The 14,698-nt window shown below is 53.5% G+C and carries 16 protein-coding genes; 8 read left to right on the top strand and 8 right to left on the bottom strand.

Features of this window, described 5'->3' with window-relative positions; all coding sequences use genetic code 11:
• Positions 1-152 precede the first annotated feature (152 nt).
• The 3 genes from FJ147_22135 to FJ147_22145 form a co-directional block, all read right to left on the bottom strand.
• The gene (locus FJ147_22135) at positions 153-779 is read right to left on the bottom strand and encodes a pyridoxamine 5'-phosphate oxidase family protein (GenBank protein ID MBM4258585.1); all 627 of its coding nucleotides are present in this window, start codon (positions 777-779) and stop codon (positions 153-155) included.
• Positions 780-803: 24 nt separating this feature from the next.
• Positions 804-1,790 carry a hypothetical protein gene (locus FJ147_22140; protein ID MBM4258586.1) on the bottom strand — a complete coding sequence of 329 codons (987 nt, stop codon included), beginning with the start codon at positions 1,788-1,790 and terminating at the stop codon, positions 804-806.
• A 229-nt stretch (positions 1,791-2,019) separates the two neighbouring features.
• Entirely contained in the window at positions 2,020-2,214 is a 195-nt protein-coding gene (locus FJ147_22145; protein MBM4258587.1) for a hypothetical protein, read from the bottom strand.
• A gap of 136 nt (positions 2,215-2,350) precedes the next feature.
• On the opposite strand from FJ147_22145, the gene FJ147_22150 reads away from it, so the two are divergent.
• Both FJ147_22150 and FJ147_22155 read left to right on the top strand, forming a co-directional pair.
• A complete protein-coding gene (locus FJ147_22150) occupies positions 2,351-2,761 on the top strand; it encodes a heme-binding protein (GenBank protein ID MBM4258588.1) in 411 nt (136 codons plus the stop codon).
• Between the two features lie 195 nt (positions 2,762-2,956).
• Positions 2,957-4,678, top strand: a complete 1,722-nt coding sequence (locus tag FJ147_22155; GenBank protein ID MBM4258589.1) for a CocE/NonD family hydrolase — start codon at positions 2,957-2,959, stop codon at positions 4,676-4,678.
• Between the two features lie 258 nt (positions 4,679-4,936).
• Here FJ147_22155 and FJ147_22160 read toward each other — a convergent pair whose 3' ends face one another.
• Positions 4,937-5,620: a glycosyltransferase gene (locus FJ147_22160; protein MBM4258590.1), complete on the bottom strand. Its 684-nt coding sequence runs from the start codon at positions 5,618-5,620 to the stop codon at positions 4,937-4,939.
• A 134-nt stretch (positions 5,621-5,754) separates the two neighbouring features.
• Between FJ147_22160 and yfcD the strand changes: the two genes are divergently transcribed.
• The 6 genes from yfcD (at position 5,755) to FJ147_22190 (ending at position 11,161) form a co-directional block, all read left to right on the top strand.
• Positions 5,755-6,264, top strand: a complete 510-nt coding sequence (gene yfcD, locus FJ147_22165) for an NUDIX hydrolase YfcD (protein ID MBM4258591.1) — start codon at positions 5,755-5,757, stop codon at positions 6,262-6,264.
• Complete coding sequence (locus tag FJ147_22170; protein MBM4258592.1) at positions 6,261-7,301, top strand: LLM class flavin-dependent oxidoreductase; 1,041 nt, start codon at positions 6,261-6,263, stop codon at positions 7,299-7,301. Before yfcD ends, FJ147_22170 begins: the two co-directional genes overlap by 4 nt.
• 48 nt (positions 7,302-7,349) lie before the next feature.
• Positions 7,350-7,616, top strand: a complete 267-nt coding sequence (locus FJ147_22175) for a hypothetical protein (GenBank protein MBM4258593.1) — start codon at positions 7,350-7,352, stop codon at positions 7,614-7,616.
• The gene (locus tag FJ147_22180) at positions 7,613-7,831 is read left to right on the top strand and encodes a DUF2283 domain-containing protein (protein ID MBM4258594.1); all 219 of its coding nucleotides are present in this window, start codon (positions 7,613-7,615) and stop codon (positions 7,829-7,831) included. Before FJ147_22175 ends, FJ147_22180 begins: the two co-directional genes overlap by 4 nt.
• A gap of 545 nt (positions 7,832-8,376) precedes the next feature.
• Entirely contained in the window at positions 8,377-9,246 is an 870-nt protein-coding gene (locus FJ147_22185) for a hypothetical protein (protein MBM4258595.1), read from the top strand.
• Position 9,247: 1 nt separating this feature from the next.
• Positions 9,248-11,161 (top strand): hypothetical protein, encoded by a 1,914-nt coding sequence (locus FJ147_22190; GenBank protein MBM4258596.1) that lies wholly within the window; start codon positions 9,248-9,250, stop codon positions 11,159-11,161.
• Positions 11,162-11,286: 125 nt separating this feature from the next.
• Here the strand turns inward: FJ147_22190 and FJ147_22195 are convergent, their stop codons facing one another.
• The 4 genes from FJ147_22195 to FJ147_22210 form a co-directional block, all read right to left on the bottom strand.
• Complete coding sequence (locus tag FJ147_22195) at positions 11,287-12,309, bottom strand: SAM-dependent methyltransferase (GenBank protein ID MBM4258597.1); 1,023 nt, start codon at positions 12,307-12,309, stop codon at positions 11,287-11,289.
• Positions 12,310-12,358: 49 nt separating this feature from the next.
• Entirely contained in the window at positions 12,359-13,042 is a 684-nt protein-coding gene (locus FJ147_22200; GenBank protein ID MBM4258598.1) for a hypothetical protein, read from the bottom strand.
• 3 nt (positions 13,043-13,045) lie between these two features.
• Positions 13,046-13,468, bottom strand: a complete 423-nt coding sequence (locus tag FJ147_22205) for a hypothetical protein (GenBank protein MBM4258599.1) — start codon at positions 13,466-13,468, stop codon at positions 13,046-13,048.
• Positions 13,469-13,540: 72 nt separating this feature from the next.
• Positions 13,541-14,170, bottom strand: coding sequence for a hypothetical protein (locus FJ147_22210; GenBank protein ID MBM4258600.1), 630 nt, complete (start codon positions 14,168-14,170; stop codon positions 13,541-13,543).
• Positions 14,171-14,698: the final 528 nt, after the last annotated feature.

A 14,698-nucleotide genomic window follows, 5' to 3' on the forward strand; every position in this document is an offset into this window, starting at 1 on the left:
GTCGCCCGCGTTCATCCAGCTCTTCGACCAGACTTCGATACTTAGACCGAAGCCAGCACACAATGGTCTCGTCTCTCATCCCTGCTCTTGTGCAGAGGCTCTCCACTCCGGTCAATCACTATTGCGGTAAGTTGTTTCCTGCCACCGCCTTATCATAAATTGTTCTTATAATCATTCTCCACAAATTCATCAAACTGTTTAACCGTCTTTTCGTCTCCGCCCATTTTCTCTACTAGCAGTTTACCAAAGGAAATCTTGTATTGTTCTGACCAGTGATCCGGTTTCCAGACGTTGGCGCGGAGAAATGCTTTAGCACAATGGAGGAAGCACTCTTCGATCGTTACGCGGATGGCAACGACAGCGGGTTTTCCCCGTGCTGACAGACGTTCTAAGATTACTGGGTCAGCGGTCAGCTCTGCGCGCCCATTGACGCGAAATGTCTCTCCAGTTCCAGGAATCAGAAAGATGAGGCCGACATGGGGATTATGCAGAATGTTCTGCAAGCCGAAGATCAACTTATTCCCACTCCGATCGGGAATGATCAGTGTGGTGTCATTTTCGATTTCGACAAACCCTGGGCCGTCCCCTTTGGGAGAAACATCCATGTTGCCTTCGGCGTCTGCAGTCGCAAGGAGCAGGAACGGAGATTTTTTGATGAAGCCGACCGCCGTCTCATTGAGTGACTTCCAAAGTTTCAACGGGACGACCGCTGACGGTTCGCCAATGCGAGCCCGTAATTGTTCAACCGTGGTAATCCGATGGACGTCTGTGGTGGACATATGCACCCTCCTTTACACTTGACTCTACGGTAAGCGGAGCAAGCGACTGGCGTTTCCACCACGGATCGCCGCTTCCGATTCCGCATCTAATCGTAATGCTTGTACCTCAGCCACTGGATGGGTGATACCAGCAGGAAGCGGATAATCACTGCCAAGAACCAACCGCTCGTGCCCATACAGCATGACCAAATATCGCAGCATGTGGTGATTAAATGCAATAGTGTCAAAGGAAAACTGCTCGATATATGTCGACGGTGGCCGAGGAATGGCCTGGCGGCACTCTGGCAACCGCTCATACCCCATATCGAGCCGCCCTAGTAAACTCGGGAGTGCACCACCGGCGTGATACAACACAATCTGTAACTCAGGATAGCGCTCAAGCACGCCACCATAAATTAACAGTGCGGCCACCAAGCCGCTGTCATACAGATTGCCAACGAGATCACTCATGGCATAGCGAGCGAAGACCCCGTGTGGTGCGGCCTCAAAGGGGTGAATGCACACGACCATCTGCAACGCCGCGGCTGCTTCCCAAAACTCGGCGAACTTTGCTTCATCAAACCCCTGGCCACGGATGTTTGGGGGAATGACGACGCCGCGCAGTCCTAGCTTACGCACGCGCTCTAACTCTCGCACCGCGACTGGTGGGTCCTGCAACGGTACCGAGGCAAGCGGGACGAAACGTCGAGCATAGCGTCTACCAATGGCTGCGAGGGCGTCATTGTTCACTTGGGCGATTGCGAGTCCCAAAGCTGGAGGGACCTCTGGATACATCACAAATGGCGCACATGAAAGCACTTGGAGGTCGACTCCCTCATCAGCCATATCGGCAAGCCGTGCTTCAGGGTGAATAAATTTGTCGGAAATCGGACAGAAGGCCGATTTGTAAATGTGAAAAAACCGCTTTCCTTCTCGCTTCACGATGCGAGTCGCGTAGCGTTCCCCTTCACGCTCAAGAAAGGCAAGCACCTCTGGGGCAACAATGTGGTTGTGCATGTCAATGACACGCATAGGAAAATCCTTTTGTGTTGGTGATCCTTCCGAGGAAGACGACGAGCGGCGTTCGCATGTCTGTACGTACCCTCAATGGTAGAAGAGCCGACCTTAGCTATCGCGCGCGCTTGTCTTCGCTCCAACCAACGCATTTTCTCCAAATTTTCCTTCGCGTCTATCTGCAGACGGTGGGATTTTTTCGTCATCCGAGTGTCCCACTCAAAGAACAAGCAATTGTCAGTCTGCGTCAATCTTCAACCAGCGTCCGGAAAATCGTCCGCATCCCAGCCGACGTGAGTCGGCTCTCTAACCCAAACGGTTGGAGATCCGCAACTGTGACCATACGAATGATTTTCCATCCCCCATCTCTGTCATCTCCTTCCGGACGTGGACCGATGATCTGCTCAATCACTGCTGGTGGAAGGCTTAGACTTTTTGCCATGTGCTGAACGTACTCTTCTCTACTTATGCGTGCCATAGTGCTTCGTAGTGTATTCACTTGACCCCCGAGGTCAAGGCGAGGTAACGTCAGCCTGCTGAAGAGGCCAAGAAACACACACAAGAAGGAGGCGTATGCTATGGCACTCACATTAGAACTCGCAGAAAAGTTTATCGCAGCAGCAAAAGCGAAGGCCGTGAAAGAAGGGTGGGGCATGAGCCTGGCAGTTGTTGATCCCACAGGTCATTTAGTAGCCTTTGCTCGTATGGACAATGCCCGTTGGCTTACTGCCAGTGTGGCACCAAGCAAGGCGTTTACCGCAGCGACTCTACGTCGAACTTCATCTGAGGTCGCAGAACTGGCGAAGCAGCGTCCACAATTGGTTGAAAGTATCGCTAATCTTGCGGGGCGCCCGTTGTTGCTGGCTGGAGGTGGATTGCCGCTGATTGTTAAAGGTGAACTCCTCGGTGGAGTTGGTGCTAGTGGCGGAACTGAAGAACAAGACGTCGAATGTGCAAAGGCAGGGTTAGCAGCGATTGGAGCGGCATGAGAAATGGGGGTTGGCCTCTTTTCGCAGGAGGGATTTGCGAGGAGAGGACACGAAGCGTCATTCCCGCGAAAGCGGGAATCCAGGAGGAATAACTAAAGGCTTCTGCTTGAAGATCCTGGATGCCCGCCTACGCGGGCATGACGAGGAGTGTAGCTAAACTGACTTTTCTGCAAAACCCAAAGCTCGGAGAATACTATGCCGGAATCACTAAAGATCGATCTCAATGTCGAGATTCCCTTACGCGACGGTGTCAAAACCCGCGCGGATATTTACCGGCCAGATGATACGAACAAACATCCTGTGCTGTTGGCGCGGTTACCTTACAGTAAAGATCTCTCACCCATCTCACTCTCGTTGTTGAGTCCGATCCGCGCGGCCAAGAAAGGCTATGTCGTCGTTATCCAAGACACGCGTGGTCGTTTTAAATCAGATGGAAAATTCTCACTGTTTGTTGGTGAAGCCGAGGACGGCTATGACACGGTTGCCTGGTGCGCGGCGCAGCCATGGTCAAGCGGCAAAGTCGGCATGTATGGTGCGTCGTACTTCGGCGCGACGCAGTGGCTTACCGCGACTGCTGCTCCTCCAGCCTTGAAGGCAATGGTGCCGACCATCACCTCATCTGATTATTACGAAGGCTGGACCTATCAAGGCGGCGCGTTTCAGCAAGGGTTCATTCAGTTTTGGACCGCAGGCATGGCTGCCGAAACAGTCGCGCGCTTATCAGATGGTCCGTCAGATGCACGTAAGAAACTCTATGGCGCGATCTTCGACATGCCGGAAGCCTATCGTCGTTTGCCACTGGCTGATTTTCCTCCAGGCACAGTGCCGGGCTTGATGGATCACTACCAAACCTGGCTCAAACATCCTTCGCTCGATGAATACTGGGAAAGTGTACGTATTGAATCAAAGTATGAACAGATTGATACTGCTGCGTTACATATCGGTGGTTGGTACGACATTTTTCTCGAAGGCACGCTACGCAACTTCATCGGCATGCAGAAGCGCGGCAAGAGCACCTGGGCACGACAGAAGCAACGCTTGATCGTTGGGCCGTGGTTACACGGGATGTTTGAACGAGAAGTCGGCGAGCAGGATTTTGGTCCGGGCGCATTGCCGGATGCGCTTGATCTTGGTGGGCAGCATCTCCAATGGTTCGATCATTGTCTGCAAGATCAACCTGACGACGGTTCACCAGTACGACTGTTCGTCATGGGTTCCAACATCTGGCGCAATGAAAACGAGTGGCCACTCGCTCGTGCCGTTGCAACTCGCTACTACCTTACCAGTGATGGTGCGGCGAATAGCCTGCGCGGCGACGGACAGCTGACCACGCAGCCGCCAACACACGCAACCAACGACAAGTTCTTGTACGATCCTGAACGCCCAGTGCCCACTTGCGGTGGTTGTACACTGATGGCTGGTCCGCTCAGTGCTGGACCACGCGACCAACGTGCCGTTGAAGAACGCGATGATGTGCTGGTGTACACCTCAGCTCCGCTTAATGCGCCCCTCGAAGTCACCGGCATGGTTGAGGCCGTTGTGTATGCTGCGACCGATGCTCGTGATACTGACTTCACTGCCAAGCTGGTGGATGTCGCTCCGGATGGTCGTGCGATCAATCTGTGTGACGGCATTATTCGGGCGCGGTATCGCAACTCGCTACGTCGCGCGGAACTTCTAGAGCCAGGAAAGATCTATGAATATCGTATTCTCCTCGGTTCGACCAGTTTCGTCTTTGCGCCTGGTCATCGTATCCGCCTCGAAGTTTCGAGTAGCAACTTTCCCCGCTTCGATCGCAATCTCAACACAGGTGGTGATACTGCGACTGATACGATCGGTCGGCCTGCAGTACAGCACGTGTTTCACGGTGGAACACAGGCATCGCATGTAGTGTTGCCCGTAGTGCCGCAGAAATAACTCACGGCCCGGATGAGGGGAGGAACCGTGGGGGGAGCGTTTCTTGCTCTCCTCTATTGCTCGTATGGTCCCAGCGACCATCAAAACTGCCATCCGCTCGTTTTTGCGAGCAAAGCCTACAGTGATCGATCGTTCTCACCCGGCGATGCAAGCTACGGTACGAGCTTATCGGCATCGCTTTTCTCGATGAGATCGGAAAGAGCCCATCATTCTGACTAGTGATGCGCACTGCCACAATAAGCAAAGAAAAGCGACATCTTATCGACTCACGCTAAAGCCGAGCCGGTCGAGGAATTCGCGGGTGCGTGGCGCTTCAGCGGCTCTATCGGGCTGAGACAGATCGGTTGCAAGCCGATGCAAATCGCTTGCTTCATCAACATCGTACCAAGAGGGTAAAAGCTTTACCTTGAGGTTATGTCGCTGCGCTTGGGCGAGGGTTTCCTGCAACACTGCAGGCGTACTCCACGAGATATTCTCGAACAGCACGGCATGTGGCTCTCGCATACCGATCAGACAATACCCACCATCCTCGGTGGGGTTCAGCACAACATTACAGCCAGGATCGCCAAGTAGCGTAAACGCTTCTTGAAGGTGTGAGCGTGGCAACGTGGGAATATCACTACCGATGAGGACAACTTTTCTTGGTTCCTGTTGTTGGAGATCGCGAAAGACGTTGAGCTCACGTTCGCCTAACGAATGTCCACGTTGGGCAACGTAGTGAACTGGAAACGACAACAGGGCACGAAAAACGGACTCACTGTCAGTCGGGGTAAAAGCGACGTACACCTGAACGTCAGGAAGCGAGCACGCTCGTTCGACGGTATCAATCAAGAAATATGTGGCTAACCCCGCTGCCTGCTCCAAAGTCATTGGCGGGCACAAGCGTGTTTTCACCTGGCCGACGATTGGTGCTTTGGCAAAGATGATGAGAGTGTTGGACATAGGGGACAGAAACGTAATACGTAAAACGTAAAGAGGAAAGCCTCCTGCGTGAGGCGTAAAAGGGCACGGGGTGGTTACGTTTTACTCTTTACACTCTTTCAAAATTACGCATTACGGATTACGCATTACGTGTTATGAACCCAGCCGACGAAATCGTTGCCATCGTTGATGAACAAAACAATGTGATTGGTGCCGTGCCGCGACGGGAGATGCGGGCGAAGCGGATGCTGCATCGCAGTACCTACATCCTCGTGTTTAACACTGAGGGTGAGATCTATGTGCAGAAGCGCACGATGACGAAAGATGTCTTTCCTGGCTATTTTGATCCTGCCACTGGCGGTGTTGTCCTTGCTGGTGAAAGCTACGAAGAAAGTGCGGTGCGCGAACTGGAAGAAGAGATGGGAATTCGTGATGTGCCGCTGACGACACTATTTGACTTCTACTTTGAAGATGAGCGCTCACGGGTGTGGGGCCGAGCGTTTTCCTGTACCTACGATGGCAAGATCGTTCCGCAAGTGGAAGAAGTCCAGTACGTGGAAATGATGACGACTGATGACATTCTACGGCGGGCAGCGAATGAGCAGTTCACTCCCGATGGGTTACTTGTGGTTCGACGTTATCTTGAGGAGCGACGAGCGTCATGAAATTTGGTCTGCATTTCTTGCTACAAGATCCACCTAACGGGGAGAATCTCCCACGCTTATACGACGAAGTCTTTGAACAAGCCGAGCTCGCAGAAAAGCTTGGTTTTGATGCGTTCTTTGTTCCCGAGCATCATCAGATGCCTGATGGGTATATGCCAGCGCCGCTCACGTTTCTTGCTGCACTTGCTGCGCGGACCAAACGTGCCGAGCTTGGTACTGGCATTATGCAGTTGCCACTCTTTCACCCTTTGCAAATCGCCGAACAAGGTGCAGTGATCGATAATCTGTCGCGTGGGCGCTTCATTCTTGGCGCTGGACTTGGCTTGATTCAAAAGGAGTTCGATGTCTTTCAGATTCCGCTCAATGAAGCAGCTTCGCGGTTTACGGAGTCAGTTGAGATTCTCAAACGCGCTTGGGCTGGTGAGACGTTTTCGCATCACGGTCGTCACTACCAGTTTACTGATGTAGCGATTACTCCACGTCCGGTTCGTCGACCACGGCCACCAATCTGGGTTGGGGCGATGTCGGAGATAACGTTGAAACGCACTGGTCGTATCGGTGACGGCTGGATTTCTGATCCGTTGCATAACTTCGATGTCATGAAAGCGTGGGGGCAGATTTATCGTGATGCTGCCGCCAAGGCCGAGAATCCGCGCGTGGAGATTGCATTGATGCGTGACGCCTGGGTTGCAGAAAGCCGCGCCGAAGTCGAACGTGTCTGGTGGCCACACATTCAAGCCTACCATTTGTTCTATCTGCACTTGGGCTTCTTTTCCTCCGGGCGCTTTAACTCACAGTGGGAACCGTGGGTAAAGGATATAAAATCAGATGCCGAATGGAATTTTGCTCGTGTCGCCCCGAACCGGCTGATCTGCGGCACTCCTGACGATGTAGTGGCTGAAATCAAACGCTACCAACGTGAGATCGGCTGTCAGTACATGATTCTGATGTTGCGTCACCCCACCGGCCCGAGTCATCAAGAGACAATGAAGTGCATTGAATTGTTGGGGACAAAAGTGCTACCGGAGTGTAAGTAGCATTGGCTTTGCCATTACTCGGGCAATCCTTGCGCCTTTCCAGGCTCGTTGGGACCAGCTAAGCTTCACGCTGCGAAAGCGTACAAATTCACGGAGTATTTTGAGGACGAAGTCTCGCGAAAGCGCCCGTACTTGAAAAAGGAATGGTGCATTCAAGTGCTGGAAAATCCGATTCGCAGTGAACCGCAAGAGAAAAACCGGTTTCGCTTCTGGAGAGTGATTCCTGAATTTGACAATCGCATCATACGAGTTGTTACATTGGAGGACAGAGTAACCATCCACAACGCCTTCCCTGATCGGAGGTTCAAACCATGAAGCTCACTTATTACCCTGAGACAGATTCGCTCTACATTGATCTCTCTGAGCAACCAAGCGTAGATAGTCAGGAAATTTCCGAAGGGATCGTTCTCGATTACGACGCCAGCGGAAACCTCGTCGGAATCGATATTGATAATGCCAGCCAGAAGGTCCAACTCAAAGAACTCACGCTCAGCAAGCTGCCAACGGCGATTCAGACTATCGTGGCTTAGTGGAGGTACGAGCGGAGTATGCGCGACGCGTACAAGCGTCTATTGCGCCTTCTCTCCTGACGGACAGTACACAACGCCGAGGAGTCTGAGCGTGCTACGTACCTACAAAGCGATTCTTCGTGATACTCAAGTCGAGTGACTTGATCAGCCGCCAGGGAAGTCCGGTGCTGTGCAAGTCTATATTACAGTGCTGGACGAACCGACTCTTGATGTATTGCCAGAGCGGGGGTGAGCGATGGCAGAGGCCTTAGCGGAATTGGCACGCAGAGGTCCGTTTGCTGAGATCCCTGATGCGGTTACATGGCAGCAAGAACTACGATCCGAGCGAGCTTTACCAGGCCGGGAGCCCTGATGCTTCTGGACAGCAATATCATCATCTACGCGGCGCAACCGCAGCATGCTGCATTCCTTCCTTCCACAAAAATCTCCACCCTGAACCCCTAGCTATCAGTCTTCGTGCAGTTTATTAAATGACGTACTCGACCGTGCTTTGGGGGAAAGATAAGCACGATCAAGGGTTGAAGCCACGACTGCGATGACAATTCATGAGCACGTTGACCGAACTCTTTGACCAACACCGTCACGAACTCCAACAGCGTTCACGTGACGAACTGCCACCAGAACAAGTTGTGCAGGAAGTCAAAAGCTGGCTGGGATCTCTCCTGGCACTCGCGAGCCGAGAAAAAGATCGGAGTCTAACCGAACGACGTCTGTTGGGTTTTCTGGTCGATGTGGTGAACTCTGGCGTGGCAACGCTGGTCAGTTGTGAACAGACACCGCCCACAGCTCAACGTGCTGTTCGAGGATCAGCCTCCGCCAGTCGGGGAGATTGGTTTCTGCGCATCGTTCGCCTGCTATTGGCTGCGGCATTAGGTGGTGTGTTGTATCAGATCGAGAACCTCTTCGGTCTTACCCTCCTTGTGGCGTTGGTACTCCTTGATGTTCGTGAGTGGTTGATGAAGCCAGCTGTTGCTACTCCCGCGACAGCTCTGCCAGAGCCTGCCTTGGCTATCCGGGTCAACAGCAACATGCTCCTATCTCGTCTGCGTGAGACCCTCCGTGCCGTCGATGCCACGGTGACCGAGGTTACTCAACCGCTGTCAGTACCTGCAAGCGCGCTAGGAGAGGATGCGGCCTTTCTCGAACTGTTCCAAGAATTACTTTACGCCGCTTCTGTCGAGGACGGGACCTTTGCCCTCAAACAACTCAAGCCGCTGATCTTTCTGCTTGAGAAGCATGGGATCCGAGTTGAACGCTTTACTGCCGAACGTTCGTTTCTGTTTGACGCAGTGCCGAGCCTGGATGAGAAAAGTCACAGCTGGCGGACCCTCAAACCAGCACTGGTGAGTAAAGAGGGTAAGCCGCTCAGACGCGGGCTCGTGGCCGAACCGGCCAACAAAGAAAGAGGCCATTAGCGTGAAGCCTGACGTAGAGATTGTCGGTTTCGACCTCGGGCATGGTGAAACGGCGGTGGCGTTGGCGATGTTTGCCGCAACTACTGAGCCGCAGATCCTCGATATCCATGGCAGCAAGAGTATCCTTACTGCTGTCGCCCAACATCCAAGCCGTGGGATCCTCATTGGCGATGATGCCTTTATGGCGCGTAATGTCAGCAGTCTTCGCATCGCTTTCAAGAGCCCCGAGGTCGAACGATACGAAGTGCGCGAACCGATCAAACTCTTTGTCGGGAAGTTGCTCGAAGTCCTGCTGAAAGACCGGGCGATTACTGGCGGTGATAAGACCCTGTTCTTCGTCGGCTGTCCTTCCGGCTGGAGTGCTACGGTTCGTGAGCGGTATGCTGAGTTGTTGCGTGATGCTGGGATGCGGCATGTGACTGTATGGCCGGAGTCGCGTGCGGCATTGGTCTATGCGCGCGAGTCTGGCTACATTTCGCAAGATCTGGCGGAAGGTGCGATTCTTATTATCGATATTGGATCATCGACAACTGACTTCACCGCGGTGCAAAACCTGGAAATCCGTATTAGTGATTTTGGCCAGAATGCTCTCGGTGGCGGGCTGATTGATAAAGCGATTCTCGAACGTGTGGTGAGTGAACATAAACGGGCCGGGGAGCTGCGGAAGATTTTTGCTGAGCATCCCGTATACGCGGCAATCTGTGAGTTAGAATGTCGAAAAGTGAAGGAGATGTTTTTCTCCAATCCAGATATGTGGATCGACAAACCTGCCAGTAAGACCGTCCGGCTTGAAACCACGCCACCCTTGTATTTCGATATCGAGATCACGCCGACATTTATGGAGGAAGTGCTGGATCGCCCACTTGCTGCTCTGCAGAACCGCAGTTGGCGAGGCGCGTTCCACGATGCCTTGATGCATGCCAAGGAACGAATGCAAGAGTGTTTGCCGCAGTTGGTGCTGCTGACGGGTGGTGCATCGCGGATGGGGTTTACCTCGGAACTTTGTGACACTGTGTTCCCTGGAACTCGCGTGGTGCGTGGTGCGGAACCGGAATTTGCCATCGCTCGTGGATTAGCCGGTGCCGGTCGCATCGAATTGAAAACGACGGCGTTTCGTGACGAAATCGACAGTTTGATCGCCTCGGGAAAGACGCGTCGGACGATTGAAGACAGTTTACCGGTCCTACTCGACTCAGTGGCCGGATTTCTTGCCCGTTCACTTCCTGAAGCGGTGATCGTGCCAGCGTTTCATGAATGGCAGCAGGGACAATTGCGCACCTTGGCTGACCTTGAACATGTCGTCCAACCCCGAGCAGTCGACTGGCTCGCGAGTGAAGACGGGAAGCGCCAACTTGGTGAGATCATTCGCATATGGTTCACCCGCATGCTGCCTGAAGTCGAGCGACTCACCAATCCGATCTGTGATCGTTACCAGGTCCCCCAGACCTTGATGCATTTGCCGATGGTGCTTGGGGTCGAAGGCATGGGAGGGATGCCACGGAACATGGTCGATACGGAATCGGTGCTTGGCGGAGTGAGTAATTTTGTCTCGGTGCTCGGTGCGATTCTGGTCACATCGGTATTGGGTGGCGGTGGTGGGATCGCTCTGCTGACGCACGGACCGATCGGTGCCCTGATGTTGATCGTCGTTGGTGGGGTCACGTGGTATGTCGGCAAAGTTGGTATGGAAAACCTGTTGAAGAATATGGATATGCCAGGTTTTTTGCGGACGTTTGTCAGTGAAGAGCGCGTCCGTACTACGTTACGCGAGAAAGAACACGAGCTTATCAAGAATATTCGCGATTCACTCTCTGTTAATATGTCGGCGTTTGCCACCCTGGTGGACGCGATACATAACTCGATTACCCAAGGACTCTATCGGGCTGCCGATCGGGCGGCGTTGTTGATCCGGTAAGGATCTATCTAAGGAATTACAGATATTCGGAGTTGTCACTCTGCGTGCAACGAAGAATCTTTCTGAGAGACCCTTCACTTCGTTCAGGGTGACAAGTGCAATGTGCTGCCCTTCAATCATCCGAATCACCCCTTTTTCCTCCGCACCCGCAACGCAACAGTTTTCGTCGGATGATTGAACGGTGCGGGATCAACTGGCGGCGTGCTCACAATCGTATGCGGATACCCAGTGCAATCCGACGGTACGGGAATCAGTTCTTCAATAGATAAATACCCATCACCACAGAGTTCTTCGAGCAACTGTAAGTACGATGCGCCAGACACAAATAGCGCGTTGTTGATGGCGATCAGATAACCACCGTCGTTCACCAATGGTCGGACTTTGTTGATCATACGATGACTCTGAGTGACGAGATCAACCGTGCCTCTACTGGTGGCAGAGAAAAATGGTGGGTCAAGGAACACACAATCGAACCGCTCACCGTGTCGTTTCAGGACACTCACGTGCGTCCAGAAATCACCGGCCTGAAAATCGGCCTTACGAATGGGAAAGCCGTTCAACGAGTACGAATCTTTGGCGAGGTGTAAAAACGATCGGTTGAGATCGAGATGAACCACACGACTTGCCCCGGCAGCGGTGGCAGCCACACCAAGACTCCCGGTGTACGCAAAGGTATTCAGCACGGATTTGTCGGTGAGATGTTGCAGTGCCCAGGCACGCAGGTTGCGCGTGTCGAGATAAAAACTGGCGTCGCCATGCATTTGCAAATCGAGAGCATAACGCACGCCATGCTCACGGATGTGGCGATCGAGTCGCTCACCGTACAAGAGGATGCCTTGCCGATCTGTCAGTGAGGGAGAACGGTGTTGTTTCCACAGCACTGCTTGGAGCCACGGCAACTGCGCACGCACAAAGTCATGAAGCGTAGTCATGCGGTGTGTTCGCTCTGCTGCCTCTATGGGTGCGTCCGCGTAATCGTGCAGCACAAGAGTCCGGGCGTAGACATCAACAACTAAATCAGGGCAGCCTTCATAGAAACCGTTGAAGAGACGAAAGGCGGCTTCATGTTTTGGGGCGAAGAACTCAGCACGAGCAGTGAGTGCTAGGTCGAGGAGGCGAAGCACGTCGAGGGCAGAGAGAGGCAGCATACAGATTACGCTTATAAGTACCTGCTCCGTTGCTTGCTAATGGGCCACGCTAATTTTGCTCTTCCGCCTGAAGATCGCGGTAACAGAGCACAGAAACAATCCGCACCTGCCGCCGAGACACTGGCAGTATGGCATGCGGCAGTAACCCACCAAACAGCACTATCGTATGACCAGGCTGTAAGCGCACGTTGACCACACCCTTCTCCGGTTGCGCTCGAAGCTGTGAGAGCGGCTCGGTCACGCGAGTTGGGTACAGCGACAAGAGCCCTCCTGTCTCAGAAAATTCTGGGCCGTCGTGAAGACACGTAATGACCGCGACGTCACAAGATGAGACATCCCGGTGGATAGTCAAATAATCATCGCGATGTGCGTAGTACGTGTACGTGCCACCTCCCCCACTGGGCTGCAGCGGCGTTCCTGCCACAGACGAGAGAACGTCTCTGAGCCACGCCGCCTGATACAGCCGGTGCTGTTCCCGTCCGGCTGCCGCACTCAGGAAACGGCGCGCCGGGTCGCCGCCACGGACTTCCTCGGTGTCTGAGACCGGTACCCAGCTCTTTACTGCATGCGGTACGAGCCGCAATGACTCTGAGAGGAGTCGGGTCAGGAGGGAGGGATCAATCAACTTGGCAAAGACGGCAAACCCGCCCCTCTGAAGTAACGGGGAGGTATGCAAATGTGAGGGAATGAAATCCCGCAGAAGCTGAAATTTTGGCAAGTCAGAGCGGTTCATCGCTCACCAATTGGTTGGACCGAAGTCCAGAGGCGGAGAAAACGTGACAGCTTCAATGTAAGTAGCGAGTGTATGGTCGAGCGCTGACAATGGCAACTCCAGGCCAATATCACCAGGCGACCTGACCGCTTTTACTGTGCCCCCTTCCAGCCGCAGGTGGGTCTTAAACACAGGCTCGAAGACTGCCACTGGTGCAGTGAGAGAAAAACTGTTTGCGACCATGGCACCAACCTCAAATCCTGCGCCAGCAAACATTTTCGTCGCGGTCGAGACCGCTTCCCTGGAGGGGAGGTAGTCCTGAATGTTGTGAGCCGTGATTGGTTCCTGACTGCGTATCGATTTCCCACTCGCGGCTCGGAGCACGACTTGGGCAGAGACAACCTGGTTCTTGTCTAACTTCGGAGCCTTTCTTTTTCCTGTGTCCATACCGCCATTATTCTCTTATTCGTGAAAGTGGCAAGAATGAGGCCGCACGAATGTCATCAGCTTCCTCTGTCGTTATGCGAACGGCAGGGCCTCGGATGGAGTGTGTACGGGCTGCGTCGGAATTGCCAAGTTGAGATAGCGCTTCCCGTCACTGACCATCAGCCGTTGCGCCACCAACGCATCGAGCCATGCACCTACTCGTGCGGCGGTGACCGGAGCCTCAGGAAACTGCTCGCGCAGATATTGGGTCACATTTGTGCAAGAGCGGGCTTCATCACAGTATGTGTAGGCCGCTTTTTCTACCCCCTTGAGGAGCACTTGATGTCGTTGTGCAGTCGGTCGCGTGTCAACCAATAGTAACGAACCATCTGCCCGTGATACGGCCGTCAATCTCCCTGTCTCACCCTCACGCTGCCAGGCTGTGACATAGGCAATCACGTCATCGGCGACACCGTGCGGGTTCACATTCGGTTCGTAGTCGAAATCAAAGTAAAAGGCGACCTGCCGGCGATTGAGGTTGGCTTTCACTTCGTAGAAGAGTTGTGCCGGACTGTGCCGTTGCGCAAGCTGAGGGAGCATATCGTTGAAGTATTTCATGTCGAGAATATTGTCGACAACCTCAACTAATTCTAGTTGCCATTTCTTGCCAAGCGCCTCCAGTTCCGCTAACGCGCGAGACGGGCTCTTACTCCGGTACACCATTGCGCCACCGTTGAGTCCGCAGAAAGTACAATGTGAAACTGCACCCCACCAACACCCTCGCGAGGTCTCGAACAGAAGCATCGGAGCAACGACGGTAGAGACACTACTGTGTTCCAGGTCACGGAAATAATCGCTACGGTAAAATCGCGGTGATTGTACATCTTCTTCCGTTCACCCTGAGTTTGTCGAAGGGGGGATGGCGAATTTATCAACAGCTTCTAAATCGTGTCTCGTCTCTCACGGCGTGATACCAAAAAATTGACTTTTCCTCACTATCTGTGGTAGAGCCGCAGAGTTATCGCTGAACAAACATAGGGAGGGGATATATGGATCGCGACTGGTCTGGGACTCAGGGGCACCTTGGTCGTTGGGGCAAGATTGACAGAGGGACATTGCTCTTTCTTTATACGCTCCGACTGGCCTGGTGCAAAGACGCCTCACGCTGCCTGTTGAAAGTGGACCTGCTTTTCTTCCGCTAGCGTGAGCTGGCGGAAGGCCTGTTGGCGTTGGGCCTGGAGCGACGGCCCC

It is taken from the genome of Deltaproteobacteria bacterium, from assembly GCA_016874775.1.
GTDB lineage: Bacteria > Desulfobacterota > Binatia > Bin18 > Bin18 > VGTJ01.